Origin of the sequence: Vreelandella sp. F11, assembly GCF_042466685.1 — a bacterium.
Classification (GTDB): Bacteria; Pseudomonadota; Gammaproteobacteria; order Pseudomonadales; family Halomonadaceae; genus Vreelandella.
In genome coordinates this window covers 2,105,751-2,129,348 of sequence record NZ_CP170448.1, presented here as the reverse complement: position 1 = coordinate 2,129,348, position 23,598 = coordinate 2,105,751, and the positions used below count along the sequence as shown (strand labels likewise).

Sequence of the window (23,598 nt, the reverse complement as noted above, 5' to 3'; positions counted from 1 at the left end):
TTCGAGCGGCAGTGCATTGGGCCTCTAGCCTTTGATTTTAGAAGCAATGGAGGCGACATATTCGCCCTGATGGCGGGCAATATCCAGCTCACGATCATCAGGTTGCCGAGAGCCATCAGCGCCCGCAATGGTCGATGCACCATAAGGCGTGCCGCCACTCACCTGGGAGATATCAGCTAGCTTGGGGTTGGTGTAGCCGATCGGCACGATAATCATGCCGTGGTGCGCCAATGTGGTCCAGGTAGAGGTGATGGTCATTTCCTGACCGCCCATTGTCCCGGTTGAGGTGAACACGCTCGCCACTTTACCTGCCAGACCTCCCCTGGCCCAAAGACCGCCGGTCTGATCGAAGAAGGTGCGCATTTGCCCGGCCATATTGCCGAAGCGGGTTGGCGTGCCGACGATGATAGCGTCATAGTCGCCCAGCTCCGCTGGCGTAGCCACTGATGCGCCCTGGTCGACCTTTCCGCCCGCTGCCTTGAAGGCTTCGTTATTCATGGTTTCAGGGACACGTTTGACGGTGACCTCTACGCCATCGACGCTACGAGCGCCCTCAGCAACTTTGTTCGCCATGGTTTCGATGTGACCATACATGGAGTAATAGAGAACAAGAACCTTTGTCATTTTCGCTTCCTCTTTAGGTGAAAAGTGTTTTGCGTTTGCTTTGCCCGTCATGCGGGCGCTCAGATCGGCGAGCGAGTTGGATCTAGTGGCGACGTAAGCCGGGATTGAGAGCGATGTGTTTGTATTCAACGAAATCATCCATCGCCGCCACTCCATTTAAACGCCCCTGGCCTGACTGCTTGAATCCACCTTCCTCAAACTCGTCGTAGACCACTGCCCAATCATTGACCCATACAGTGCCGGCCTCCAGCTCGCGAGCAACCCGTAAAGAGCGATCGATATCGCGAGTCCATACACTAGCTGCCAAGCCAAACTCACTGTTGTTGGCCAAAGCAATCGCCTCTGCTTCGCTATCAAATACCTGGACAGTAAGCACAGGACCGAACGTCTCAACCTGGACAATCGGCATCTCGGGATCAGACACCCGCAGTAGTGTTGGTCGATAGAACGCTCCGCTGGCCAGAGGCCCTTCCGTTACCGGACCACCGCGCACGATGACTTCGGCACCGCCAGCAATGGCCTCTTCCACTATTTGGTTAACGCGCTGAACGTTGGGCTTATCGATCAAAGGCCCCATCTCGCTATTTGGATCTGCAGCGGGCCCCACGCACACGGCCTGCAGCCGTGCGGCCAAACGTTCGATCAACGCGGAAGCAATATCGCGCTGTACCAACAACCGCGACCCCGTCATACAGAATTGGCCCGCAAATACAGTCAGGGCTTTTTCGAGCGTTGGCACTGTTGCTTCGAGGTCGGCATCGTTAAACACCAGCATGGGCGTTTTCCCGCCCAGCTCCATGCCAAAACGCTTCAGCGACTGCGCTCCGGCGGCGGATATTACACGGCCAGTTGTGGTACTGCCGGTAAAACTGATCACCGGAACCTGATGAGACTCCACCAGATGGATGGAACCCGCTGCGCCTTGCTCGCTGAACAGGTTGATAACACCCCGCGGCAACGACACCGACTCGCTCATGATGCGTGCCATCAAGGCGTTGGTTTGAGCTGTTTGCCCAGGCATTTTGATGACAGTGGTACAACCCGCAGCCAAGGCTGGCGCCAAAGAGCGAATCATCAGTATGACTGGCGAGTTCCAAGGCACGATGATGCCTGCGACACCAACTGCTTGACGAATCACCATGGAGATTTTGCCGGGTTTAGGCTCTGCCGCACGACCGTACTCAGCGCGAGCAAGACCAGCGTAGTAGCGCAACTTGGAGGGCACCATAGTGACTTCGAACGTGGCTTCGGGTTTTACTTTGCCGTTTTCCAACGCAAGCATGGCGATCAGTTCGTCCGCATTGCGCTCAAAGGCGTCAGCCAACTCCAGCAGCACCTGGGCACGCAAGTTGCGATCATCTTTCCAAGCCGTTTCAGCGAATGACCGTTGAGCCGCTTCAATCCCCTGCTGCGCCTCATGCAAACCACCTTCAGCGTATTGGCCAATTCCCTCATAGGTCGCTGGGTCGATGGAATCTTGATAAACACCGGAGTCCAGCCAAAGACCATCGATCCAGTTCAAAACAGGCGTATTATTCATAGCGACAGTTCCTCGATAATTAAGCGTAGAGACTGGCGACTTTGGCAGCTGCAGCAATCGCAGCATGTTGGTCACCACCGAGGTGCAAATCGAAGAAGGTCTAAGCGTCGGCAGACCACAACGAATGCGCCAAATCGTATGCCTCGAAAGCGGTGGCCGGCAGTTCGTTCTGGTTAGTGTCCCCAAAACACCAACCGGCCTATATCTAGATCGTTACTCTGCACCCACGGTGAAAGGGGCTTTGTCCTCAACTGTTTTCACCGTCCACGAGCCGGACTGCCGGAACGAACTGGCAGAAGCATAGGTATCTTCCATGAACTGGAAATACGTCATCTTTCCGTCACGAACCTTGGCGTGGATGGAAAACGGTGATGTAAAAACGTGATCGAGCGTTAAGGATCGATAGGTGAACGTACCAAAAATCGCGACGTCTTCGCCGGAAGCGATTTGATCAGTGACGGTAAAGTCTTCGGTCTCCCAGTACTCCGCAAGCTGCAGGAATAAGCTACTAAAGGCTTTTGGGCCGTAGTTTGTGCCAGTCCAAGGCAGGATTTGCTGGAGTTCTGGATTGTCGAAGTTGAGAGAAATGTAGGTTGCGTCGGGAGCAGCCAGCCTCTCTGCAGCAGCTTCAACTTTATCGGGCGTAGTATTAGCCAGGAACTCCATGACAACTGAGAGTGAGGCTTCAGACTGAGAGTCACTTGTCGACTGTGCTGCGGCAGGGGTGACAGTTAAAATGGATGTGGCGGTCATACTAGCGGTGAGCGCAATTATTGCAGCGACCGACTTCACTTGAGCAATCGTGTTCATGATCTTTCTCCGTTTATCTTGTTAACTACCGCTTGCGGTTCGTGGCTGTTCACGTTTACGAGCTGATAGGGTTGGTGGTCGATAAAATGAGTGCTGAGCTTTCAGGGTGGAGAAGTGACGTCAGGCTATTACGTAAGGTCATGATGATCTCTCTGCTATGAGTACGTCTGATTTACCAATAGCATCGACGACAATGCTCCCCTGCCTAATCACTGTCGCAAAGCACCGCTGCTTATTCTTGGATGACTGCCCGAGGTTTGTATGGGTTTGAGATTAGCCGCATCAACCTGCGCCAGCCCATGCGAACCGCTAGGGTAGATGTTCAGATGGCGTCGTTAGGGCAATTGCACTGAGGCGAATAATGGGCTGGCGAAGTATCGGAAGAGTCAAAACCGGGAGATTCTCGGCCCCACCCGCTCGAAAACCCTTTGGAGCAGCCCACCAGAATGCAGAGAAACCAAATAATGAAAAGAGAGCGCAATTTCGTCATTTGCCCAGTTCCCAATCCTCACGGAAGTTATTCGATCAATCCTTTTCACAGAAAACAGAGGAGCGGCCTCCCCAAAGGGGGGGTAATATGGAATACCGCTAGGTGCTATCTAGGATTCCTCTTTTAATACCTATAGTGACCGCATGGGTTCGGTTGCTCTCCAACCGCATACGCGTGCAATCCACCGGGCATTTGTACAAGCCAGCGCGGTTCAGTCTGTTTTATCTTTCCTCCAAAGCCTTATGCGTGCCCCTCGATTGATACCCTGAAAACACTCAAAGAACCGTCTGAAGTATTACTTGGCACGCCTACATCGCTTCTTACCTTTGCCTCGACTTCTTCAATGCACGCATTTATTCGGTGGCAAGTACTAATGGAAAGTAAACCAATACTGAGCAGACTTGGCATTTTACCTCTTGTGCCAAGAGATGCTGCTGAACCTCACCGAGTGGCAACACCGCTTGAGCTGCTGTTTGATCTGGTTTCGGTCATTGCAGTCGCCTCCGCTGCGGCAGGTCTTCATCATGCCATTTTAGCTTTCCACATAACTGAGGGGGTGCTGAAGTTCTCAGCGTCTTTCTTTGCCATTTGGTGGGCGTGGATGAACTTCACTTGGTACGCCTCTGCTTACGACAACAACGACAGTCTGCATAGAGTATTAACAATAGTGGCTATGGCAGGTTCGCTTATTATGGCCGCAGGTATCGATCGATTCTTTCAGACAAACAACATAGACATGATCGTCGCAGGGTTTGTCGTTATGCGACTTGCAATGGTTTGCTTTTGGTTGAGGGCGGCAAGGCACGACCCGGAACGTCGACTGACGGCCTACCGGTATGCAACCGGTATCGCAATTGTTCAGGTTTATTGGGTGGGATTGATGCTCGCCCAGCCAATAGCAGCAAGCCTATTGGTAGGTTTTTATGCTGTCGGTGCCCTGTTCGAATTAATGGTTCCAGCATATGCGGAGAGTAACTGCACCACTCCTTGGCATCGACGGCATCTCATTGAGCGATATGGCTTGTTTAATATTATTGTGCTGGGAGAAACACTACTGGCTGGCAGCCTAGCCATTCAACGAGTTGCAAGCGACAACATAAGCAAGGAGTTAATTGGTATTGTCATCTCTTCTTTGGTTCTGATGTTCGCACTTTGGTGGGTTTACTTCTCACAAGAAGAGCATGTTGCCCACCCGCGTTTGTCGCTAGCATTGCTATGGGGGTACGGTCATCTATTGATCTACATGTCTGGGGCAGCCGTTGGTGTAGGTATCGCTGTACTGGTAGATGTGGTCACCGGCTATTCAAGCTTATCCAAATCAGTTGGTTTACACACCATAGCGGTTGCTATTAGTGGTTATTTGTTCGGGCTTTGGTTGATAAGAGAACGATTCGAACTGGAAGGAACTGGGCGCTACATATTGTTATTAACAGCCGTTGTGCTTCTTTTCTCACCTCTAATACTACCCATCGAGGGCATCGCTACGTTATTGGTCATTGGCGTTGCAGTTCGAAATCAATACGCATGCAGATCCATCAAACAAGAAACTCCTCATGAAATTTGAGCAATGGACTCTTGAACCCACCATAACTGCCTTGTCCGGGCTGGATTAATGGCACACGTCACAAGCTGAAATTCAATAGGATCGCGCCCTCACGGACGTAAGAATAATTGACCCCATGACTATCGCACCAATCACGGAGAATCACCATGAATAGTAAAGCAACAGAATCTGTACCTAGTGCGCATGACAACGCTGGCAGATCGATCATTATCAGGCATACCGTCCGCCCGGAATTCAGAGAACGTTACGAAACTTGGTTAAAGCAAATAATTGCTGCCGCAGCAGAATTTCCGGGTCATGAAGGCGTTCATATACTTCGTCCCCCCGAAGGGCACGACACCTTTGAGATTGCCGTACGGTTTTCCAGCAATTCCGCTGCAGAAGCATGGCTAGGCTCAAACATTCGGAAGGAGTTGTTATCGTCCATCGCTTTCGCGCTCGCTTCTGATGAGCAACTGGAAATCAAAAGTGGGATTGATTTCTGGTTCACACCCCCAGCCTCAAAAGCCAAGCAACCCACTAGATGGAAACAATGGCTTATAACAACCGCAGTAATATGGCCGCTAACGATAATAGTGCCAGCGCTGTATCAGCCGCTATTCAATATACTTCCTGAAATCTCCGTCTGGGGTGTGCGCCATGGGATTATCGCCGCGACTATAGTTGCCCTCGTCGTCTACTTAATCATGCCCAAGGTTGTGCGACTGGTGGCGGGCTGGTTGTTCCGCTAGCACATCAGTATGCAGCTTTCGCCAGGTTTGCGGCGAGAGTCCTGTTTCGCGTCTGAACACGCGGCAAAAGTGAGACTGATCACAAAATCCGTGGCTAAGCGCAATATCGCTCAAGGAAAGTGTTGAACAGACCATGTTTTGCTGCGTTGACTCCAAACGCTTAGCAGTCACATACGATAGTGGGGTCATTTCGGTCGTCTGTTTAAACGCATGCGAAAAATGACTAACGCTCAAACCCAACAATGAAGCAAGTTCGGTGGTTCGTATGCAGTGGTCGAGATGTTCATTGATGAATTCGTCAATTCGCGATATCTGCCAGCGTGCCAACCCTCCCCTATGTCTATGCGGTGAAGGCGCATCCTGACTGCCATCTGCCAGCAAAGCGATCGCCTCATTGAGGTAAGTCGACGCGATGTCGGGATCACCGTGAAGGGTTCTCTCCGTTTCCTTCAGTAGCGTCAGCAGTTGCTTACCCCGTTTTAAGTGGTCAGCACCATTGAAGGCGTTGTTGTCCAATGAGTAACCTGTGCTAACACTCCCGTTCATAGCTCTCGCTCCTTGGCCAAGGGCAAACTCTGGTAACTTGTTAATTCGTCACCATAAGTGTTATAGGATGGCGTTAGCGCGGGGTATCACACAGCCCCAAACGGGGAGGCATTTAACAACACTAAAGGGGGGGTTACGCAAGATCGATAATCCCGCGCTGAATGCTAATAGTCACCGCATGTGTTCGATTGTTGGCTCCGAGTTTATCCATGATATTGCGAAGATGACCTTTTACTGTCTCTTCACCTATCGCTAGAGCGACAGCAGTCTCCTTGTTCGACAAGCCGCGTGCGACACACTGCAGTACCTCAAGCTCCCTGCCGGTCAAACCTTCCTGATCAATATGGGCTGCCAGCTCTGCCGCTATCTCCGGTGGGAAACGCCGTTTACCGGCTGCCAGGGCGCGTATCGTGTCAATGAGCTCACGGCGCAACATACTTTTTAAAAGATAGCCGCGCGCGCCCGCTTTGATCGCTTGCAACGCCCTTACATCCCCTCGGTAGGTGGTGAGTACCGCGATGCATGCTTGCGGAAACTCCGACATGATGGCGCTAATGGCACAAATGCCATTAAGTTCAGGCATCTGAACATCCATAAGCGTAACGTCCGGTCGCGTTGTCCGGTATAGGCGGATGGCCTCCAGCCCGTTGGAGGCTTCACCCACCACGCTTATGTCTTCATAATTGCCCACTACTGCCGCAATACCCTCGCGTATCAGAGAATGATCATCGACTACCAATACGGAGATGGCGTCCTGATGTGCGACCATAACTTTACCCTGCCCTGATTGAACGGTTTTGTTTGTCATCGAGTGCTTTTGCATAGGCAATGGTGCCAGACAGTGACAATCTGATACGCGTACCGCTCCTGTCGCTGCTCACGATCATCAGAGTGGCCTCAATTCTGTCGGCAAGCTCATATATGCCCCTCAAACCGCCGTGCCCAGGTCTGCCGCGCATTCGTTGGTAGAGTGGATCGATGCCCACTCCGTCATCAGCAACCAGCATCTCGAATCTGTCCTTAGCGTAGGTAAAGGTAACGGAAATCTGCGTGGCCTCGGCATGACGCAATGCATTGAAAACCGCTTCTCTTCCCACCTGATAGAAAACGTCGCGAACCTCATTGCGCAGAGTCAACGGCTGCCCCACGTTGCTGACACGATAGGCTACAGAAACCGAAGCGTCAGCCTCCTGCTGTAACAATTGGAATGCAACAGCCAGATCTTCCGCCGGTGCTATCTCGCCGCGCAAACCTGTAATTCGATCCCGGCCCTCGACAATCACTTGCTCGGCGCGATCCAGCGCATGCTCCATCGCATGACGAGCCCGGGACTCTTTAGGCAGACTATCGGCGACCGCCTGGAAGCTGAGCATCATGCCCTGAACGCTTTGCAGTAAGGTGTCATGCAGCTCGCGTGCGATGCGCTCACGCTCATGAAAACGCTCTTCCAGGCGCGTTCGCAGGGCTGCTTTTTCCCGTTGCGTATAAACACGGGATATCCAGAACACCAGTGCCAACAGCGCCCCTGAGAAGAGTAGTAAAAACCATGGACGCAGATAGAAAACCTGGGGAACGTTGAAAATCAAAGCTTTATTAGGCCGATGGAATTGCCCACTCACATCAAGCACACGAACATGGAATTCGTAATTACCGGGGGGTAGACGTGAGAAAACAGCTTGCCTGGAACGACCTGCATCAACCCATTGCGCATCATGACCACTGAGACGGTATTGAAAGCGCATGTTCTCTGGTGCGGCGAGGTTTAACGCAGAATAGTCAATCACCAGCCTTTGCGGTGCTGCCGATAAACGAACAGGTGCGGCGGAGATGTCAATTTCGACACCATCGGCTGTAAGCGCCTGGATTGAAATGACGGGTGGATGTGTCATATCACTTGGTTTATGAGGATCAACACGGACGACGCCTTGGCCGGTGGCGAACCATAGTGAGCCTTCGGGCGTAGAGACTCCAGTGGGCAGTGGCAATACTTTGTGGGGATCCATGGGTAGCCGGCCAATGTGATCGTGAGAGCTATACAGAAGAGTGTCACCGCCAGCTATCACCCGATCGATCTCCGCTGCAGGCAACTTAAAGATGCCGCCACGACTATGAACCCAGATGTCCATCCCAGGTTCTTCTACGCTCTTCTCGGCCGGCACGGCGACTAAGGCGTAAATATTCTGAAATGATTCGGCAGCCGGCAGATCTAGACGATGAAAGCGTCCATCCTTGAGGTATGCCAGGCCATGCTGACCACCTACCCAGGTGCGTTCGGGGAGATGCAGCATGGCTGTGACATGACCAATGTCCAGCCCTTCCTGGTAGCTCCAGCGCTCGAACGTCTGCTCGGCATAGGACACCAATAGGTTATCTCGGTAGCCGAACCACAGTTTCCCTGAGGGACCTCGGGAGGCGCTCACAGGCATCACCTGACGCTCCGAATCACTAAATGGGTCAATATATTGCCATTGCTCATGAGACCAGACGAATAGCCCTTCTCTGTTGACGGAGACCCATATATCGCCATTTTTTCCTACCACCATTGCCCTAACGGCAGATTCCGGGGTGGATTGGACGGGTAATGCGGCGATACGCACAAGTTCATCGTCCGCAAGTGAAAAAATGCCCTGATGCCCACCAATCAACAAACCGTGTTGCTCACTGTTCACTAATGAGTTGATCGGCATGTCTACTTCTAAGGTGGAATGGCGAGTATTGCGAATGCCCTTCAGTTGGCCGTTGTCGGAGCCGACCCAAAGTAAACCATCATCATCTACTGCCAGTGCAGTACTGCCCACGCCGTTAGATAAGGCAAGAGGAGTCAGGTCGTTACGATCGAGTCGATCCAGGCCTGCATCCGTGCCTACCCACAGAGTGCCATCACGGTCAATGAACTGGGCCAATACATAATCAGAGCTGAGTCCGTCACGAGCGGTATAGGAGCTGATTACATCTCGGCCCTCTGTAGGCACATGCATCTTTCCGTCAGCAAGGTAGTACAAACCGGATCCACGCGTGCCCAGCCAGGCACCTCCCTGCTCATCCAGAACGATACTGCTCGCATTTGATATCGGTATCTCTTCAAACTCGACGCTAGCAAAGCCTTTATTTGTCAAACGCAGTAATCGCTCACTGGAGCGATCGGTTATCCAAACGTCGCCTGAGGGGGATGAAGCTATAGCGCTGAAGGATTGACTCCTGATACCCGTTCCCATGAACGAAGGTGCACCCGGAGGCAACATATAAAGCTCCTCTTCGCTCGCTGCCCAGATATATCCATCTGTATCCACGTGCACCGCTCGAGCATGGCGGCCAGTAAAGCCCCTCTCCTGACCAATCGGGCGCCAACCTGTGCCGTCATGGATCGCTAGCCCCTCATCCGCCGCGACCCAGACTCGCCCCTGCTGATCCTCGGCAATGCTGTATACCACACCATCTGGAAGGCCTGGATCAACCGGCAGCATCTCACCATTTGCGCTGATTAAACGGGCTCCACCGATACGAAACCCCACCCACAGCCCTTCTGTGGTGCTGGCAAGCGCTGAAACCACGCCCAGCGGCTCACCGTCAGCAGGCTCGAATTTCTCGAACTCGAAACCATCGAAGCGATACAAGGAGTCATGAGTACCCAGCCAAAGGTACCCATCAACGGTTTGTGCAAGTGCGCCCACTGCAGTCGGGCCCTGGTCACTGGCAGTCCAGCGGCGGTGATCCATGTCATTCGAGATTCGCGCCACTGCACTTGAGCACGCAAAACAGCCAAGTACTAGGCACAGCAGCAAAATCACATATGTTCGCAAGGAATACACATACAGCATGTGTTAAGTACCAAGGCCATTGCCCAGTTTCAAAACCGGCCCAACTGCTGCTGAAGCCATTCAATAATTCGATCCGCGACATGCTCCCAGCCTGGCTGCACAATAAGCAGATGACCATGCCCAGAAAACGAGATGTAGTCTGTCGGCGCCAAGGATCGTCTCTGATAGAAATAGTTGGCTAAAACCACAGAACTGGCAACCATTCGATCATCACTAGCCGAGATCAGTAAGAGCGGCCCTCGCTCCTGATTGAAGAGTAGTCTGCCACCTACGCCCAGTGCCGCCGTTATCATCAGGGTTTGCGGGACTCTGCCAACCAACTGCTCATACAGCGGCGCTGCTAACGGGCGGGGAGCCGGATGCGCTACACAGCAGAAAAACTGCGCAGGCGTCATGCGCAAAAAGCGCATGCCTTGCCATCTCTCAGCGCTTGCCGTGAGTATCTGCAGCAACGAGCGACAGCCAAGTGAGACCCGCTGCGGCGGTCGCGAGGCAATGGCGATACCAGCCCCTCCTATACCACGATCAAGCAGCAGTTGAACGATCAGCCCACCCATCGCATGACCAATCAGAATAGGTGGCGTCGAAAAACCTGCAATCTGCACCGCGTAGAAATCCACAAGGCATTTAAGAGGTGAAAACCTGGCCTCTTTGCCATGAAGAACTTGATACCACCCCTGCTCACCCGGCACGGGTAGCGACAGGACACTGCAGGTGTAACCGCAGGCTTTGAAGTGGCGCTCAAACTTATCCCATACCGCAGGGATAAGCCAGTCACCTTGAATAAAGCAGATATGGTGGCCCACGATCGACAATTAGTGGCCCGCTAGATGCATTGAATAATGCTTCATCGTTGTGCGGAGCTTATCGGCCAATAGACTGCACACCGAAAGACATCTGCGACTGTTGATCGATAAAGATCAGCTGTGCATAGTCCGGCTGTGAATAGTCCAGCTGTGAGTTGCTGGGCGTGAGTACTTTAAGCTGGGAATTCTGCATTGGGCTCACCTTTGACAAATTTGATGGATGTCGTGAAACGCCAGTACACTGTCGCAAAGTACCCTCGCTGAATCTTGGATAACTGCCTGAAATTGGTATAAGAGTGCGGTGAGCGACGCCCGGCTAACTGCTCGAGCGTCGGGGAAGTTTCAGCTACGAATAAAGCTCAGCACATCTGTGTTGAACTGGTCGGCATCAATCTGGGCAAGCCCATGCGAACCACCTGGGTAGACTTTCAGGATGCCGTCATTGACGATCTCAGCAGCCAATTCAGCAGAAGCGGCGAGCGGGACGATCTGGTCGTCATCGCCGTGGATAAACAATACGGGCTTGTCGATAGCCTTTAGGTCAGCGGTATAATCGACTTCAGAAAACTCGTGAATGCAGTCATAGTGTGCCTTGATCCCGCCCTGCATGCCCTGCAGCCAGAACGCCTCCTGAAGACCTTCATTGACCGCAGCCCCTTCCCGATTGAAACCGTAGAACGGCACGGTCAGGTCGCGGAAAAACTGCGAGCGGTTCGAGGCAGTACCCGCACGAATGCCGTCAAAGGCTTCCATTGGGGTACCGTTGGGGTTGCTTTCGGTTTTCAGCATCAAAGGTGGCACTGCGCCAACCAAGACGGCTTTAGCCACCCGCGCAGAACCATGGCGGCCAATATAGTGCGCCACTTCGCCGCCACCGGTGGAGTGACCAATCATGATGATATTGCGAAGATCCAAATGCTCGAACAGCTCGGCGAGATCGTCCGCATAACGATCCATATTGTTGCCCTCCCAGGTCTGCTCCGAGCGCCCGTGGCCCCGGCGATCGTGGGCAATAACCCGATAACCCTGCTGGCCGAAGAACAGCATCTGGTTATCCCAGGCATCTGAGGAAAGCGGCCAACCGTGGGAGAAAAAGACTGGCTGACCCGAGCCCCAATCTTTATAGAAAAGTGAGACGTTATCGCTGGTAGTGAACGTAGTCATGGATACTGCTCCTGTTGGTGAGTACCAGTGGGACAATAAGTCGCTAATAACGAAGGCGATAGAACAAAGATGTCGCGTTTGGATGAATAGAGGTTCGGAGGAGTAGTGACGGCTTGTTGCAAGAAGGATGACGAGACTCTTACAGTTACTAGCTTTCCCGCGAAGCCTCGCTGAAAAGTCTCGTCATCCCTGCTCAGATTATCCTGCGCTACTAGGCACCGGCGTATTGAGCAATTGCTGCTCCCACATGTAAGCGATACTGCTGCCACCACCATGCTGCCTCATGACCTCGAGCACCTCGGCAAGGTGCTCGGTTCGCGCCCAGTCTCGCTGCCATTCGGACGCCAATGCCATCCAGGTCATCATGTTCACGCCGGCCGCAATCATGCGCTGTATGCCGACTTCGTGGGCCTCCACCGACGTACCGCCAGAAGCATCCGTGATGACAGTGACGTCCCAGCCCTCGCCAGCAGCCTGGATAGCGGGCATAGCAACACATATCTCTGTCCAAAGGCCTGCGATAATCAGCTGCTTACGGCCCGTCGCCTTGACCGCGTCCACTGTTGGCTTGTCTTCCCAAGTGTTGATGAACGTACGGTCGATAATCTCCTGGCCAGGGAATACATCAGTGATCTGAGGAAAGATGTCGCCGCCCTGAGCAGCGACCACGCTCGTCAGGATGGTGGGAACATTGAAGGCTTTAGCAGCCTTCGCAAGCGCCGCCGAATTATTAATTACCATCGTTGGTTCGTGACTGTTCAGATTCGCGAGCTGGTAAGGCTGGTGGTCAATCATCACCAATACCGAGTCTTCGGGACGAAGAAGAGACACAAGGCCATTACGAAAAGTCATGAAAATATCCTCTGTCAGTTGTCAATTTTTGCGAGCTTGGTTTCCCGTTAGCAATGCGCCAGCGGCGACATTGCTCGGAACTAGATACTGCTGCACATATACTCGGCGCAGTAGCCCCCTTTGAAGCTAAGCTGTGTCGCAGAATGGGGAACAATGAAGGGGGTATCGAAGGGTCGTACATCCTGTGCTAGATAGGTGCCCAGAGCGGCACCACACTGTTCTGGCGAAAGCACAAGGCATGCCCAAAAAGCGGACTCTCATTTGCAGCAGTATTGTCCTATTAGGTTTTTCAGCCGAGTAGTACCATTTTGCAGAAACCATTGTTGCTATTCGTGGAACGCTAAAATGGACATTGAAGAATTACAGACATTCGTAGAGGTTGCTCACGCTGGAGGCATTTCACCTGCCGCCCTCCGGCTCGGTATCGCTAAGTCGATTGTCAGTCGCCGACTCACCCGTCTCGAAGCGGAACTGGGCGTTCAACTTCTTTCGCGCACCACCCGCGGGGCAGCGCTTACCGAAGCAGGTACTACCTTTAGAGACTATGCAGCCAAAATCTGTGTGGAAACCGACGTGGCTAGAGAAGCAATTCTACCCCACGGTGCACTTCGCGGACGCCTGAGAATCGCAGCTCCACTATCGTTTGGGCCAACGCATTTCGCTCCGGTTCTGGCAGAAATGGCACGACGACACCCTCAACTACACATACACACCTGCTACAGTGATAGCCGTGTTGATCTGATCACCGATGGTTATGATTGTGCTATACGGCTTGGCTTTCTGGAGGATTCGACCCTGAAAGCACGGCGCGTTGGTTCGATTTTTGGCAACCTCGTTGCGAGCCCATGCTATATCAAGACACATGGAGCGCCGGAGAAGCCAGATGACATCCTGACCCATGAGGCTCTCATGCAGGGTACGGAAGCCTGGCAATTCATGGACGGAGATAAGATCATAACGGTGCACCCGCAAGGGCGGTTCAAATCCGACAGCGCCACCGCCCTCGCCGCCGCTGCTGTAGCTGGGCTTGGCGTCGCTTGGCTGCCCAATTTCATTACCCAGGAACATGTGGCATCTGGCGCGCTTGTTCCCATTATGACGCGCTACCCTCCCCCTCCGGCCGGTGCCTATGTTATCCGCCCGCCAGGCCAGCATCCCGCGCGGAAAATCCGGATCCTTACCGAGATGCTGATCGAGTACTTTGAGCAGTCTTCGTATTTATGGGGTGGAGGATGTCTATCGCGCCCAGTTGAGAAACGTAAAAGAGCGTCTTGAAACGCCCGTATATTATCGAAAGGCTTGATAGTGGGTCGCCATGTGGTAGACCCAGCTCCTTCCCTTCATAAAAGCGCCTTATGTACGGCGAATCACCAAATTACGGATTTCGGTCATGTCCTCCATCGCGAAACGCACACCTTCGCGGCCAAGCCCCGAATCCTTGACCCCGCCATAGGGCATGTTGTCGACGCGATAGCTGGGCACATCGTTGATCACCACCCCACCCACATCAAGGTGATCCCACGCATCGAACATCTTGAACAAGTCGCGAGTAAAGACGCCCGCCTGCAGCCCGAATTTAGAGGTGTTGACCTCGGCGAGTGCGGCATTGAAATCAGTGAAGCGTGACAGCACAGCGACCGGCCCGAATGCCTCTTCAGTGACAACCCTAGTGTCGGCAGGCACGGCTTCGAGCAGGGTGGCGGCAAGCATCGCACCCTCGCGGTTGCCGCCACAGAGCAGAGTACCACCAGCAACGACGGCCTCGTTGACCCAGGATTCGAGCCGCGCCGCTTCCTTGACATGAATCATTGGGCCGATGAACGTGTCTCGCTGCTTTGGGTCTCCCGCCACCAGCGTCTTTGTTCTGTCGACCAGCATGTCGCGGAAGCGGCCGTAGACATCAGCATGAATGATGATGCGCTGCACTCCTATACAACTCTGACCCGACTGATAAAAAGCACCGAAAACGACACGCTCCAGCGCATCGTCAAGATCAGCATCCGCATCAACGATCACCGCGGCATTGCCGCCAAGCTCGAGCACCACCTTCTTCTTGCCGCAGCGCGCCTTGAGATCCCAACCAACATCGGGTGATCCAGTGAACGAGAGTAGCTTGAGTCGATCATCGGTGGTGAATAGATCAGCACCGCCGCGGCTGGCGGGCAGAATCGAAAAAGCACCTTTGGGCAGGTCGGTCTCGGCAAGCACTTCGCCGATAATGATCGCGCCCAAGGGGGTGCGGCTTGCCGGTTTCATCACGAACGGACAGCCCACCGCAAGCGCCGGGGCTATCTTGTGGGCAGCTAGGTTAAGCGGGAAGTTGAACGGCGAGATGAACGAACAGGGCCCAATGGGTACCCGTTTCCAGATTCCCTGATAGCCTTTAGCGCGCGGCGAGATGTCTAGTGACTGAACTTCTCCCGTCATCCGCACCGACTCTTCGGCGGCGATACGGAAGGTATCGATCAGCCGACCGACCTCACCCTCGCTATCTTTAATCGGCTTGCCCGCCTCGACGCACAGTGCGTACGCAAGCTCATCGAACCGTTCGGTGAAGCGGGTAACGCAATGGTTGAGCACCGCCTGGCGCTCGTAGCTCGCCATTCGCGCCATTGGCTCTGCTGCCTCGACTGCGCCGGCGATCGCCGCGTCTATCGTCGCGGCATCGGCCTGGGCAACATGGAACGCGACCTCACCGGTGAATTTGTCGATCACTGCAAGATCGGTGTTCGGCTGCTGCGCCACGTTGTTGAGATAGAGCGGATAGATGGACTTGAGCTTGGTCATTCGAAACTCCCGGGATGCATCCCGCTCTCCGGTGAAGCCGGAGAAAGACACAAGGATTGCAATTCTTTCGACAGCATTTTGATGTCGATGTTGAGGATCTGGTCATTCTCCGAGTAATCAACTGGGCAGTCGATCAGATGAACGCCCGGCGTGTCGCGGGTATGCGCGAGCAGCTGCTGGAGGTGCTCAGCGCTTTCCACACGATGCCCGAATGCGCTATAGCTTTCCGCGTACTTGACGAAATCGGGGTTGCCATAGTTCAGCCCCCAGTCCTTGAAGCCCATGTTCGACTGCTTCCAGCGGATCATGCCATAGCTATTATCGTTAAGGATCAGCACGGTGAGGTTGAGCTCCAAGCGCACGGCGGTCTCCATTTCCTGGCTGTTCATCATGAATCCACCATCGCCGCAGATCGCCATCACCTTGCGACCGGGGTAGACCATTGCCGATGCCATGGCCGAGGGCAGGCCCGCCCCCATCGTGGCGAGCGCGTTATCGAGTAGCACGGTATTAGGACGGTAAGCCGGATAGTCGCGCGCGAACCAGATCTTGTACACCCCGTTATCGAGGCAGATGATGCCGTCTTCGGGCATTGCCGCGCGGATCTGTTCGACCAGATAAGGTGGGAAAATAGGGAAGCGTGCATCCCCCGAGATCGACGCGGTGTGCGCGACCTGGCCCTCACGCGCCGCCAGCATCGCACCGAACGTCCAGCCGCCATTGGGGACTATGTCCTGCTTGATCTGCCAGATAGCGTTGGCGATATCGCCGACAACCTCGATCTGTGGGAAATAGACCGGATCAACCTCAGCGGTCTTGGATGAGATATGGATCACCGGTGTACCGCCTGCCTGCATAAAGAACGGTGGCTTCTCGATGACATCATGACCGATATTGACGATCAGGTCGGCGGCCTCGACCGCGCGGTGGACAAAATCGCCCGATGACAGCGCTGCGCAGCCGACAAACTTGGGGTGACGTTCGTCGATCACGCCCTTGCCGAGCTGAGTGGTAATGAACGGAATGCCAGTCTTCTCGATGAACTGCCGCAACATCCGGCAGGTCATGGTGCGGTTAGCACCTGCGCCGACCACCAGGATCGGCGATTTGGCATTTTCAAGGGCATGCACCGCCGCGCGAATCGACTTCACATCGGCATTGGGTCGCCGAATGTGGCTGCGCTTGAGCGGCATTGATTCGGTCTTCTCGGCGGCGATGTCCTCTGGAAACTCGATATGCGTTGCACCGGGTTTCTCCTCTTCGGCGAGCCGGAACGCCTCACGCAGCCGGCTGGGGATGTTGTCGGCGCTGGCAAGTTGATGAGTGAACTTGGTCAGCGGCTTCATCATGTCAACCACATTGAGGATCTGAAAGCGGCCTTGCTTCGACTTCTTAATCGGTTTTTGCCCAGTGACCATCAGGATTGGCATCCCGCCAAGCTGCGCATAGGCGGCGGCGGTGACTAAATTCGTCGCGCCTGGCCCTAGCGTCGCCATGCATACCCCTGCCTTGCCGGTATGCCGGCCATAGGTTGCAGCCATGAAGCCTGCCCCCTGTTCGTGCCGGGTAAGGATCAGTTGAATCGTAGTCGAACGGCTGAGGCTGTCGAGCATATCGAGATTCTCCTCACCAGGAACCCCAAAAATATACTCCACCTTCTCTTCTTCCAGGCACTGGATAAACAGATCGGATGCTTTGGTCATGATGGAACTCTCCTGGCGCGGGCCGTATGGGATAGGGAGGGTAAAGTACCTATTCAGTACTGGTGGCGTGAACGGAACGGATCTGCTGACGTAGTTAGCGATAATCCGCAGTGTGCCAAATGCCTCCTAGTAGGCCATGCTTGATCATCGGCGAATAACAGTGCTGTTCACCCTTGACGAGCGCGATGAAATTTGTGAAACGCCTCGTCACTATCACAAAGAATCGGCGCTTCTTATTGGATGACGACCCGCAATTTGGATGCGTGTGTGATGAGCGACGCCCAAAGCCCCTTTAGGTAGCGCAAAAGCAGCTACGAAGAGCGCAACATTCCCCCCTTGGGCGTTCCCCTTTTCGCGACAAAGCTAATCACCGAACGCTACTACCGAAACGAACATGTGAACATGCATAGTACTAACCAAAGGCAACGGCACCGCTGGCAACGTCTACTGGAAATCCGCTGGGTTATCGACGACTTCAAAGCCATTAAACAAAACCAACTCTGAAGGGCCGACTACTTGAAACAGACCAGGCAAATACTGACACTGCTGATAGAGACGGAAAGAGTTATTCATCGAGATCCAGACGCAGCTGCAATGCAGTTGCTTCGGGCAATCTCCTTGCTTACCGCTGACAGTGACAGCAAACCTTCTCAGAACAGAATCACCGGTAGGTTAGCCCGGTGGCAAATTGCTCGTGTCAATGACTTCATAGATCAGCACCTCGGCCGATGCATCCGCACAATCGAGCTCGCTTCTTTATTGGGCCTGAGCACCAGTTATTTTTCGCACTTGTTCAAACAGACAATGGGAGTAACGCCGCTGATGTATGTAACTGCAAGACGCGTAGAGGCTGCAGGGCAATATATGCTCTCCTCGGAGTGCTCCCTGAGTGAGATAGCACTGAGATACGGTTTTTGCGACCAATCGCATCTTTGCCGAGTATTTAAACGCGAAACAGGCTTGTCGCCGCAAACCTGGCGCAAACGTTATGTTGTCGCCGTCCCCTATCGCAGCCAGGCGTCAACGCCCTATCCAGTCATCCGCTTATAATTAGATATAAAGCGCTTTAAAGCCGACAACGGCTCAGCTTTTATTACAGACTGCATATCGCATGAGGTTTAGTGATTTAGCTCAGCAAAGTGCAGATTATGTTCGAAATATTCCATCAGCAGTTCAGTAAGAACTCGTATTTTTCGGGCGGGATGGTGCCCTGGCGGGCGGATAACATAGGCACCGCCAGGACGTACAGGAAAGCGAGTCATAATCGGAGCGAGCGCGCCAGAGACTATATATTCCTTAACAAGCGCACTGGGAAGCATACCGATGCCAAGACCAGCAACGGTAGCTGCGACCAGCGCTATACCACTATCGGCTTTGAAGCGCCCCTGCGGGCGAACCGTGATGATCTTGTCGCCATCCATGAATTGCCAGGCTTCGGTGCCCTGCAGCAGAGCCTGATGGGCAAGGAGCTCTTCTGGTGTTTCCGGTGCCCCGTGCGCCTTGATGTAGTCAGGACTCGCAACAACCGTTCCATAAATGGTTCCTACACGCCTTGCTAACAAACTGGAATCTTCAAGATAGCCTAGTCGTATAGCGCAGTCATAACCTTCTGCGATGAGGTCGACGACATGATCGCTATAAGAAGTGTGAATATGAAGGTGCGGGTGACGGCGTGCCATTTCTGCTATCACTGGCGCGAAGTGGGTTGCACCAAAAGAGAGGGGCACAGATACTCGCAAGCGACCACGCAGGTCACCAGCGGGAAGGATCGTTTCCCTGGCCACGTCAATTTCGACGCAAGCTCTAGCGGCATAGTCGCGGAATGTGACGCCGGCTTCTGTAAGAGCTGCGCCGCGAGTGGTTCGTGCTACAAGTTGGATCCCAAGTTCCGTTTCAAGCCGAAAAAGCCTTCGGCTAACGATCGACTTGGAAACGCCGAGTCGCCGCGCAGCCGGCGAAATTCCCCCAGCCTCAGCAACTTCCACAAATGTCTGTAACTCTTCAATATTCACTTCAGCGTTCTCAAATTCGCGACCCAGCTATCCACAAAGGCGTTTTACCGCATCAATAATAGGAAGAGCCATATTATCTAGGCAACGCCGTAACGAGTGACTGTGCAGTCGATACCAATTCCACTCACTAGCAGAGGACGCCATTAGCAACCTTTCGGAAAGGAATGGATTCAATTCTTCGTCCCACAGACTCGCTACTCCTTTGATAGACCACTAGCCTTATCATTTAGTAGCGAATAATAAACCTTGCGAGCCGATCGACTGAGTGGCTTTATATGCAGCCCCTCTGCGGCCAAAGTTAGTCAGTTGACCTAGTCTGCGACCAGCGCCTATTTAGCTTGATCACGATAAAATCGCCACACTGAATCGCTGAATTTGACCTGACAGTCGTGGACTTAAAAGCCGGAACTGTCAGATCAAACCGCGATTACTACACATTAGCGACATCAGGCCTGTATGTTTCTCACAATAACCAGCTAACAAACCTCCTAATATGCTGGCATTACCGTGCCAAAGGGGTTGTTCTGATCATCATGCTCTCCTTTAGTAAAAGGTGCCCCTCAATATGGTAGACCTTCGGCTCCTCCGAAAAATACTCTTCTAAGCCCATCATGAACATCTGATGGTCTTCACTCTCTTCGAAGCCCGGCGTGTGATCCTCAAGTGACGCCCATTGCACGATCAGGTTGAATAACTCGGGCGTTTCAATCCCTTTCGCGAGCATGTGGCCGCCATAACCCTTGGCACGGGTGAGCAAAGGAGCGACCTCGTCAAATGCACGTCTGAACTGTTCAATCTGTTCTTTGTGAACAGGCAGCAGAGCGATTTCATAAACCATGAGAGATTCCCTCAAATTGAGTTCAACGTTTAAAAGTTCGTACTTACGAGATGAGCGATGGCTCGACAGCAATCGCAATTTTTCCTCGAAGACCGTTGTTGGGACTCTCCAGCAGCGCGTGGGCGCTTGGAATGTCGGCAAGCGAATACACGGCGCCCACATGCGGCCGCAGCTGGCCATGCTCTATCAATGCGCTCAATTCATCTAGTTTGCCGCGGTTTTGTCGGGTGAAAACGAAGTGATAACTGGCGTTCTTACCCCATGCCTCCACAAGGTTTTGCGGTTGGGCAATGTCCACAATCGAGACCACTCGGCCAAGTTGAGCGAGCGCGTCGGGGCTGCGCGATAGTGTGTCACCGCCGATGGTGTCGAACACTACATCAACGCCGTGGCCACCGGTTTCCCGCAGGATGGCCTCAACGTAATCCTCTTTCCTGTAGTCGATGACCACATCGGCACCTAGATTCCGTGCGAACTCAAAATTTGCTTCACGCACGGTGGTGAACACCCTCGCACCCATGGCTTTTGCTACCTGGATCGCCACATGACCGACGCCTCCCGCGCCGCCGTGCACCAGGATACTCTCCCCCACCCTGAGCGCCGCACGCACGACCAGTGCTTCCCACACCGTCCCGCCCACCAGGGTCAGGCTGGCCGCCTCAAGATGACTCAGTGAGGGCGGCTTCTTCCCGATAATGCTCTCGGCTGCAACGTGGTACTCGGCATAACTTCCAGGGCCGTCAAAAATTTGCGGGGTGTACCAAACTTCGTCGCTTGGCACAAAGCTCGTTACACCTGGCCCAACGGCTTCGACAACACCCGATACGTCATGCCCGGTAATGGCCGGCAGCGGCACCAGGTCTGGGTAGTCGCCACGTCGTATCTGGTAGTCCAGCGGGTTGATGGAGGTTGCGTGTACCCGCACCAGCACTTGTCCCGCGTGCGGCACTGGCTTGGATACCTCGCTAAGCTCGAACGCTTCCGGGCCGCTAAATGCTTTAAGTATCTGCGCTTTCATTGTATATCCTCACTTCTATAAAAAGGTATATCGAGATTTCTCGATTTAAAATGGTAAAAATTTAAACGTTGCCTTTGTGGTATCAGCCCATAGCAAATCCTCGTTTCTAAAAAAAGAAATATCGCAATTTATCGATATTAGCACATAAATGATTACAGCTCTTTTCTTATGATCTCGGCAAGAGCACTGATGGTTTCTTCATTGCGCTTGTAGTAGGTCCACTGCCCGATGCGCCTGACTTCGATCAGGCCCGCTCGTTGCAGAGTTGCAAGATAACCAGACACCGTTGACTGCGATAGCCCGACGCCTTCTTGAATGCTACTTACACAAACACCCACCTCATGAACATCCCCTTCATCCTGTGGGGGAAAATTCTTCACGGGATCCTTCAAACCTCTTAAGATTTCAAGGCGCGTACGGTTTGAGAGGGCTTTAAATATTTCGATTAATTCCATGACCTCTATTATATCGATGTTTTTAGATATGTCAATACGTAAATCAGGCATTTTATGGGTACCCCACTCCGCTAGCAAGGTGCCCTTTGCTCTGGGCATATAATGGCGGTATAGACGGGCCATTGTTACATTACTTGCGCTTCTCGCCATTGTCTTGGGACATTCCCGTGTAGGCTTTCAAGGCGCGCGATAAGGCCACTTCGCTTCCATAGCCCACTTCCCCGGTAATAATCTTGATCGGCCTACCGCGCTTCAACGCCTGCTGTGCCATCCTGATACGCCACCCTTGCAAATACTGACCCGGCGTATCACCCACGACGTCGCGAAAGGTGGAAGCAAACACACTGCGCGACATACCTGCCCGTTCCGCCAGCATTCCCCCCTTCACATCGTTGTTTTCCATTAACTGTCGCAGTATTTGAATCATCACCACCTCAAATAGGCGGTTAACGAGCGCAACTCGACCACACCGCTGAGTAAATACTTCTTCAAACAGCAGATCGAGAACCTGCACTGCACCAGCAATGGAATCCAAAGGCAAACACACAACGTTAGGCAAACTCGCCGCAATCGGATTCTGTTCGCCTCCCTCAAAACGTAAGCTGGCACAAGCCATATCGGCGCCGCGCTCGGGTCGGTAATAAAACGGTGCTTAATTGGTCGTGGATAGAGCAACGAACTGGGCTGCGTAATGTTCATCGAGTGATCGTGATGTATCACTTTAACCGTTCCATGGCGCACCAAGTGCATCTGCCCCGACACCTCATCGGCTTCCAACGTATTGGTGCCGCATAAAGCCCCTGCGTGAAATACCTGAGCTGTTACCGAGAAGTGCTCCATGAGCGGGAACAACCTGAACATCATAACCACTCTCTCAAGCCACTCCCTTTGAACCTCTCTTACGTCTTTGCTTGCCTGCAAACGCACCGGGGGAGAGGCCCTCATGCCGAACAAATGCCATCCCGAAGGCACTGGCAGATCCGTAGCCGACCTGCAGGGCGATCTCCGTGTTGGTCAGTTTGCCTTGCCTTAGCAGCGTCTTGGCGATGGCCATGCGCCAGTCCGTCACATATTCCATCGGCGCGCGTCCGATTTCCTTCCTGAACTTCTCGAAGAATCCGGAGCGGGACATGCCCGCGTCCTTCGCCAGCCCGGCGACGGAAATCTCAACACCCGCGTCCGCGTGGATGCGCTGCAAGGCGGCGGCCAGTTGTGGATCTGACAGCCCGCGCAGTAGCCCCGGCGGCATATTTACGGAAGGGCTCGAGCGGAGCGCCTCAATCAGCAGCACCTCCAGCAGCCGCTGGAGGATCAGCTCACGCCCCGACCGGTCGGCGCGGGTCTCCTCGTGGATCACCGGAAGCAGTGCCATCAGGCGATCGTGCCCGGTGACATGGATCATCTCGGGTAGCAGTGACACCAGCAAGCCGCTCGCGGGCGTATCAAAACGGCAATGCCCGACCAGCGCGCGCACCTCAACGGGGGCGTCCGTCGGGCCGAGGCGAACCCGCCCGGGTTCTATTTCAAGTGGCTGGCCCGGTTCCCTGGGTTCCGGCGGCACCTCGCTGGTCATGCTGAAGTCATACAGGTCGGGAATCAGGACGAAGTCTCCGGCCGTTAGCCTGACCGGCTTGCGACCGGTCACCTCAACCCGGCAGACACCCTCAACCATCGCGCAATAGAAGGGGCTGGCCATGTCATTCCTCTCGACCCTCCACTGGCCACCTGCCTCGACCCTCTTCGAGATAGAAATCGCCGGTTTGAGCAGCGTGACAACGCTTGAAAGAGGGTCTTCAGTGCCACTGAACACAGATTTGGACTCCTGATGAATTATTTTGGA

Annotated in this window: 23 protein-coding genes and 1 pseudogene; 4 read left to right on the top strand and 20 right to left on the bottom strand. The window is 53.7% G+C overall.

Going from position 1 to position 23,598, the window contains the following annotated elements; translation table 11 throughout:
- Positions 1 to 24: 24 nt before the first annotated feature.
- The 3 genes from wrbA to ACFIOZ_RS09605 form a co-directional block, all read right to left on the bottom strand.
- Entirely contained in the window at positions 25 to 624 is a 600-nt protein-coding gene (gene wrbA, locus ACFIOZ_RS09615) for an NAD(P)H:quinone oxidoreductase (protein ID WP_386083530.1), read from the bottom strand.
- Between the two features lie 82 nt (positions 625 to 706).
- Positions 707 to 2,164, bottom strand: a complete 1,458-nt coding sequence (locus ACFIOZ_RS09610) for an aldehyde dehydrogenase family protein (RefSeq protein ID WP_386083528.1) — start codon at positions 2,162 to 2,164, stop codon at positions 707 to 709.
- A 213-nt stretch (positions 2,165 to 2,377) separates the two neighbouring features.
- Positions 2,378 to 2,974 carry a nuclear transport factor 2 family protein gene (locus ACFIOZ_RS09605; protein WP_386083526.1) on the bottom strand — a complete coding sequence of 199 codons (597 nt, stop codon included), beginning with the start codon at positions 2,972 to 2,974 and terminating at the stop codon, positions 2,378 to 2,380.
- A gap of 863 nt (positions 2,975 to 3,837) precedes the next feature.
- Between ACFIOZ_RS09605 and ACFIOZ_RS09600 the strand changes: the two genes are divergently transcribed.
- Entirely contained in the window at positions 3,838 to 5,028 is a 1,191-nt protein-coding gene (locus ACFIOZ_RS09600) for a low temperature requirement protein A (protein ID WP_386083525.1), read from the top strand.
- Positions 5,029 to 5,174: 146 nt separating this feature from the next.
- Entirely contained in the window at positions 5,175 to 5,759 is a 585-nt protein-coding gene (locus ACFIOZ_RS09595) for an antibiotic biosynthesis monooxygenase (RefSeq protein ID WP_386083523.1), read from the top strand.
- Here the strand turns inward: ACFIOZ_RS09595 and ACFIOZ_RS09590 are convergent.
- The 7 genes from ACFIOZ_RS09590 to ACFIOZ_RS09560 all read right to left on the bottom strand — a co-directional run bounded on the left by ACFIOZ_RS09590 (position 5,709) and on the right by ACFIOZ_RS09560 (position 12,945).
- On the bottom strand, positions 5,709 to 6,305 hold the full coding sequence (locus ACFIOZ_RS09590) for a helix-turn-helix domain-containing protein (protein ID WP_386083522.1): 597 nt from the start codon (positions 6,303 to 6,305) through the stop codon (positions 5,709 to 5,711). The genes ACFIOZ_RS09595 and ACFIOZ_RS09590 overlap by 51 nt on opposite strands.
- 133 nt (positions 6,306 to 6,438) lie before the next feature.
- Positions 6,439 to 7,074, bottom strand: coding sequence for a response regulator transcription factor (locus ACFIOZ_RS09585; protein ID WP_386083520.1), 636 nt, complete (start codon positions 7,072 to 7,074; stop codon positions 6,439 to 6,441).
- Positions 7,075 to 7,078: 4 nt separating this feature from the next.
- The gene (locus tag ACFIOZ_RS09580) at positions 7,079 to 10,021 is read right to left on the bottom strand and encodes a sensor histidine kinase (RefSeq protein WP_386083518.1); all 2,943 of its coding nucleotides are present in this window, start codon (positions 10,019 to 10,021) and stop codon (positions 7,079 to 7,081) included.
- A 131-nt stretch (positions 10,022 to 10,152) separates the two neighbouring features.
- Positions 10,153 to 10,929 carry an alpha/beta fold hydrolase gene (locus tag ACFIOZ_RS09575; RefSeq protein ID WP_386084038.1) on the bottom strand — a complete coding sequence of 259 codons (777 nt, stop codon included), beginning with the start codon at positions 10,927 to 10,929 and terminating at the stop codon, positions 10,153 to 10,155.
- A gap of 58 nt (positions 10,930 to 10,987) precedes the next feature.
- Positions 10,988 to 11,122 carry a hypothetical protein gene (locus ACFIOZ_RS09570; protein WP_386083516.1) on the bottom strand — a complete coding sequence of 45 codons (135 nt, stop codon included), beginning with the start codon at positions 11,120 to 11,122 and terminating at the stop codon, positions 10,988 to 10,990.
- 149 nt (positions 11,123 to 11,271) lie between these two features.
- A complete protein-coding gene (locus ACFIOZ_RS09565; protein WP_386083514.1) occupies positions 11,272 to 12,093 on the bottom strand; it encodes an alpha/beta fold hydrolase in 822 nt (273 codons plus the stop codon).
- Positions 12,094 to 12,291: 198 nt separating this feature from the next.
- Positions 12,292 to 12,945, bottom strand: a complete 654-nt coding sequence (locus ACFIOZ_RS09560) for a hydrolase (protein WP_386083511.1) — start codon at positions 12,943 to 12,945, stop codon at positions 12,292 to 12,294.
- 345 nt (positions 12,946 to 13,290) lie between these two features.
- On the opposite strand from ACFIOZ_RS09560, the gene ACFIOZ_RS09555 reads away from it, so the two are divergent.
- Complete coding sequence (locus tag ACFIOZ_RS09555; RefSeq protein ID WP_386083509.1) at positions 13,291 to 14,220, top strand: LysR family transcriptional regulator; 930 nt, start codon at positions 13,291 to 13,293, stop codon at positions 14,218 to 14,220.
- A 78-nt stretch (positions 14,221 to 14,298) separates the two neighbouring features.
- Here ACFIOZ_RS09555 and ACFIOZ_RS09550 read toward each other — a convergent pair whose 3' ends face one another.
- From ACFIOZ_RS09550 to ACFIOZ_RS09540, 3 genes are all read right to left on the bottom strand, one after another.
- Positions 14,299 to 15,732 carry an aldehyde dehydrogenase family protein gene (locus ACFIOZ_RS09550; RefSeq protein ID WP_386083507.1) on the bottom strand — a complete coding sequence of 478 codons (1,434 nt, stop codon included), beginning with the start codon at positions 15,730 to 15,732 and terminating at the stop codon, positions 14,299 to 14,301.
- Entirely contained in the window at positions 15,729 to 17,435 is a 1,707-nt protein-coding gene (locus tag ACFIOZ_RS09545) for an acetolactate synthase large subunit (protein ID WP_386083505.1), read from the bottom strand. The genes ACFIOZ_RS09550 and ACFIOZ_RS09545 overlap by 4 nt, the downstream gene beginning before the upstream one ends.
- A 444-nt stretch (positions 17,436 to 17,879) precedes the next feature.
- Positions 17,880 to 18,008 carry a hypothetical protein gene (locus ACFIOZ_RS09540; protein ID WP_386084167.1) on the bottom strand — a complete coding sequence of 43 codons (129 nt, stop codon included), beginning with the start codon at positions 18,006 to 18,008 and terminating at the stop codon, positions 17,880 to 17,882.
- A 21-nt stretch (positions 18,009 to 18,029) separates the two neighbouring features.
- Here ACFIOZ_RS09540 and ACFIOZ_RS09535 point away from each other — a divergent pair, with 21 nt between their 5' ends.
- Positions 18,030 to 18,485, top strand: coding sequence for a helix-turn-helix domain-containing protein (locus tag ACFIOZ_RS09535; RefSeq protein WP_386084036.1), 456 nt, complete (start codon positions 18,030 to 18,032; stop codon positions 18,483 to 18,485).
- 68 nt (positions 18,486 to 18,553) lie between these two features.
- Here ACFIOZ_RS09535 and ACFIOZ_RS09530 read toward each other — a convergent pair whose 3' ends face one another.
- The 7 genes and pseudogenes from ACFIOZ_RS09530 to ACFIOZ_RS09500 all read right to left on the bottom strand — a co-directional run bounded on the left by ACFIOZ_RS09530 (position 18,554) and on the right by ACFIOZ_RS09500 (position 23,568).
- Positions 18,554 to 19,447, bottom strand: coding sequence for a LysR family transcriptional regulator (locus ACFIOZ_RS09530; RefSeq protein ID WP_386083503.1), 894 nt, complete (start codon positions 19,445 to 19,447; stop codon positions 18,554 to 18,556).
- A 502-nt stretch (positions 19,448 to 19,949) separates the two neighbouring features.
- Positions 19,950 to 20,285: an antibiotic biosynthesis monooxygenase family protein gene (locus ACFIOZ_RS09525; protein ID WP_386083501.1), complete on the bottom strand. Its 336-nt coding sequence runs from the start codon at positions 20,283 to 20,285 to the stop codon at positions 19,950 to 19,952.
- A gap of 43 nt (positions 20,286 to 20,328) precedes the next feature.
- The gene (locus tag ACFIOZ_RS09520) at positions 20,329 to 21,303 is read right to left on the bottom strand and encodes a zinc-dependent alcohol dehydrogenase family protein (protein ID WP_386083499.1); all 975 of its coding nucleotides are present in this window, start codon (positions 21,301 to 21,303) and stop codon (positions 20,329 to 20,331) included.
- A gap of 152 nt (positions 21,304 to 21,455) precedes the next feature.
- Positions 21,456 to 21,809, bottom strand: a complete 354-nt coding sequence (locus ACFIOZ_RS09515; RefSeq protein WP_386083497.1) for an ArsR/SmtB family transcription factor — start codon at positions 21,807 to 21,809, stop codon at positions 21,456 to 21,458.
- A gap of 79 nt (positions 21,810 to 21,888) precedes the next feature.
- Complete coding sequence (locus ACFIOZ_RS09510; protein WP_386084034.1) at positions 21,889 to 22,113, bottom strand: helix-turn-helix domain-containing protein; 225 nt, start codon at positions 22,111 to 22,113, stop codon at positions 21,889 to 21,891.
- A 102-nt stretch (positions 22,114 to 22,215) separates the two neighbouring features.
- Positions 22,216 to 22,598: pseudogene (locus ACFIOZ_RS09505) on the bottom strand (cupin domain-containing protein); the annotation flags it as partial.
- 34 nt (positions 22,599 to 22,632) lie between these two features.
- Positions 22,633 to 23,568 (bottom strand): AraC family transcriptional regulator, encoded by a 936-nt coding sequence (locus tag ACFIOZ_RS09500; protein ID WP_386083495.1) that lies wholly within the window; start codon positions 23,566 to 23,568, stop codon positions 22,633 to 22,635.
- Positions 23,569 to 23,598 lie beyond the last annotated feature (30 nt).

Bases quoted from the DNA above. Each gene is read 5' to 3' on its own strand.
- ACFIOZ_RS09515 (WP_386083497.1), bottom strand. From the start codon at position 21,809: ATGCCTGATTTACGTATTGACATATCTAAAAACATCGATATAATAGAG.
- ACFIOZ_RS09555 (WP_386083509.1), top strand. From the start codon at position 13,291: ATGGACATTGAAGAATTACAGACATTCGTAGAGGTTGCTCACGCTGGA.
- ACFIOZ_RS09580 (WP_386083518.1), bottom strand. From the start codon at position 10,021: ATGGATCACCGCCGCTGGACTGCCAGTGACCAGGGCCCGACTGCAGTG.
- ACFIOZ_RS09550 (WP_386083507.1), bottom strand. From the start codon at position 15,732: ATGACCAAGCTCAAGTCCATCTATCCGCTCTATCTCAACAACGTGGCG.
- ACFIOZ_RS09595 (WP_386083523.1), top strand. From the start codon at position 5,175: ATGAATAGTAAAGCAACAGAATCTGTACCTAGTGCGCATGACAACGCT.
- ACFIOZ_RS09590 (WP_386083522.1), bottom strand. From the start codon at position 6,305: ATGAACGGGAGTGTTAGCACAGGTTACTCATTGGACAACAACGCCTTC.
- ACFIOZ_RS09565 (WP_386083514.1), bottom strand. From the start codon at position 12,093: ATGACTACGTTCACTACCAGCGATAACGTCTCACTTTTCTATAAAGAT.
- ACFIOZ_RS09610 (WP_386083528.1), bottom strand. From the start codon at position 2,164: ATGAATAATACGCCTGTTTTGAACTGGATCGATGGTCTTTGGCTGGAC.
- ACFIOZ_RS09520 (WP_386083499.1), bottom strand. From the start codon at position 21,303: ATGAAAGCGCAGATACTTAAAGCATTTAGCGGCCCGGAAGCGTTCGAG.
- ACFIOZ_RS09605 (WP_386083526.1), bottom strand. From the start codon at position 2,974: ATGAACACGATTGCTCAAGTGAAGTCGGTCGCTGCAATAATTGCGCTC.
- ACFIOZ_RS09535 (WP_386084036.1), top strand. From the start codon at position 18,030: ATGCAGTTGCTTCGGGCAATCTCCTTGCTTACCGCTGACAGTGACAGC.
- ACFIOZ_RS09570 (WP_386083516.1), bottom strand. From the start codon at position 11,122: ATGCAGAATTCCCAGCTTAAAGTACTCACGCCCAGCAACTCACAGCTG.
- ACFIOZ_RS09545 (WP_386083505.1), bottom strand. From the start codon at position 17,435: ATGACCAAAGCATCCGATCTGTTTATCCAGTGCCTGGAAGAAGAGAAG.
- ACFIOZ_RS09585 (WP_386083520.1), bottom strand. From the start codon at position 7,074: ATGGTCGCACATCAGGACGCCATCTCCGTATTGGTAGTCGATGATCAT.
- wrbA (WP_386083530.1), bottom strand. From the start codon at position 624: ATGACAAAGGTTCTTGTTCTCTATTACTCCATGTATGGTCACATCGAA.
- ACFIOZ_RS09540 (WP_386084167.1), bottom strand. From the start codon at position 18,008: ATGAATAACTCTTTCCGTCTCTATCAGCAGTGTCAGTATTTGCCTGGT.
- ACFIOZ_RS09525 (WP_386083501.1), bottom strand. From the start codon at position 20,285: ATGGTTTATGAAATCGCTCTGCTGCCTGTTCACAAAGAACAGATTGAA.
- ACFIOZ_RS09600 (WP_386083525.1), top strand. From the start codon at position 3,838: ATGGAAAGTAAACCAATACTGAGCAGACTTGGCATTTTACCTCTTGTG.
- ACFIOZ_RS09560 (WP_386083511.1), bottom strand. From the start codon at position 12,945: ATGACTTTTCGTAATGGCCTTGTGTCTCTTCTTCGTCCCGAAGACTCG.
- ACFIOZ_RS09510 (WP_386084034.1), bottom strand. From the start codon at position 22,113: ATGTCGCGCAGTGTGTTTGCTTCCACCTTTCGCGACGTCGTGGGTGAT.